Origin of the sequence: Streptomyces sp. NPDC102462 (genome assembly GCF_044765425.1) — a bacterium.
Taxonomy (GTDB): domain Bacteria; phylum Actinomycetota; class Actinomycetes; order Streptomycetales; family Streptomycetaceae; genus Streptomyces.
Genome location: NZ_JBIWKB010000153.1, coordinates 1 through 1,929, shown reverse-complemented (window position 1 = coordinate 1,929; position 1,929 = coordinate 1). Strand labels below are relative to the sequence as shown.

General features: G+C 70.1%; 1 protein-coding gene. It reads right to left on the bottom strand.

All coding sequences use genetic code 11. The annotated features are described in order from the left end of the window. Positions 1 to 53 precede the first annotated feature (53 nt). Complete coding sequence (locus ACIRFL_RS43780; protein ID WP_404041340.1) at positions 54 to 1,226, bottom strand: helix-turn-helix domain-containing protein; 1,173 nt, start codon at positions 1,224 to 1,226, stop codon at positions 54 to 56. Positions 1,227 to 1,929: the final 703 nt, after the last annotated feature.

Sequence of the window (1,929 nt, the reverse complement as noted above, 5' to 3'; positions counted from 1 at the left end):
ACACCTCGAAGCGTGAAGAACGGCCGTCCTGCTGTCTCAGGAACAAACCAAGATCAGCAGGTCGGGTGACGGGCGAGGTTAAAGATCAAGCTCAGGGCGAGCACCGTCTCTCGCACGCTCGGGTGGTAGCGGGTCTGCTGCGGGGCGATACGCCGGGCCTGGTGCAGGCAGTCCAGCGCCTGCTCCGGGTGGCCTGACCAGGCATGGGCGCGGCCGAGGTCCATCCAGTGGTGCCCGGCCCGGGAACGGGTCCAGCCGCGCGGGATGCGCACATCCTCGGCGAGTTCGATCGCACGCCCGAAGTCGTCCATCTCGGCGGCGATGGCCACCGCGTGCACACCGACATTGGTCGGCCCCCAGGTGACGCCGAAGTCGGGCAGTTCACCCGTGACCCGGGCGAGGGCCCGGGCTTCGGCCAGGCGCGCGTCCGCGTGGTCCCGATCCTTCATCCGACCCGCGATTACCGCAGCCCGCAACTGCATCACGCCCCGCACCGCCTCAACGCCTGCCGGGCGGCGCGCCTCCTGTCCAGCGAGGTCGCGCAGGGCCCGGTCGATCACCCGGATGCCCACGTCATAGCGGCCGGAAGACATCGTGGTCTGCGCGCGCAGGTAGGCGTGCATCGCAGCCAGGCCCGGATCATCGGCCCGCGGGGCGGTCCACGCCAGACGGTCCAGAGCGACGGTCGCCAGATCGATGTAGCCGAAGTTCCACGCCACGGTGAACACACACCGGAACGTCCCCGCCAGACACTCGTAGGCCAGCCGCTGCTCTTCCCCGGTACTGGTGTGCACGGCATGCACCGACTCCTCGATCAGTGCTGGCAGGTCGCGCACCATGTCCGTGTACTGCGCCTGCCGGCGCTGCACCAAGGCGCGCTGCACGTCGTTCCGGATCAAGGCAGCCGGACGGGGAACCGTCTCCCAGTCCAGAGCGATGTCCCAGTTCTCCAGCCCCTCACGGATCGGCTGGATCAGCGCGTCCATCCGGTCCCGGCGCAGTTCCTCGGCGTACGGCTGCCCCAACAACTCGGACGTGGAAACACCCAGCGCACGGGCACAGGCAGCGACAAGAGCGGGGGAGGCGGGCTTCTGCCCGCATTCCACCTTCGACAACAGCGACTTCGACACATGCGCCCGCATCGCCAGCCCCTGCTGCGTCAGGCCGCGCTGCTTCCGGATACGGGCGATCCGAGCGCCGGTGTGCTCCTCGATGCTCTGCGACACGGCCAACTCCGTTCTGCGGCAACACTCCGACGGTACCCCCACCACACCGCCCGGGATCAGCCGAACAACGATCACCCGGACGGCCACCTACGCCGCATCTGCCAGCCCGAGCACCCGACCGTACCCCAGCCGAACGACCAGCCGCCGGCCACGGCGTACCACCAAAGCGGGATGCGTCCAAACTTTCTCTACATCTTCAAGGCGACCCGCTGACGCGGGTCGCGCGCGGCACGGCCGCCCACCCGGCCCGCTCTCGGCTCCGCCACCGCGGGCCGGCCAGCGACCAGGCCGCGCAGACACACCACAGCGGACCACCAGAAGCGCGGAAAGCCGGACGCGCCCGCACGGCGAACGCCAGGCCGAAGGCGAGGCCACGCCGGGGAGTTGGCCGGGGCGAAGGCCAGGCGGTGGGGCCGGTCGGCTCCGTGGGCTTTACCCACCTCCCCGGGCCGGGGCCCGCGTCGGGCAAGGCCAGGGGGCCACTCGTTCAAATTCCGGGCAGGATCACGACCTGCCCGAGTTGCCGGGCCAGCGTACGGCCCCCTGACCATGCCCGACCCCAACCCGGGCAGGACACCGGCCAAAGCCCACTCCACCGCCCTTACGCACGTACTCAGGTTGAACTCGCGGAGTCCGGCGGTCTGATCGCGCCGTCGTCCATGGTCAGACCGGTGGGCGGGAGGCAGCCGTCGACCAGGTGAGG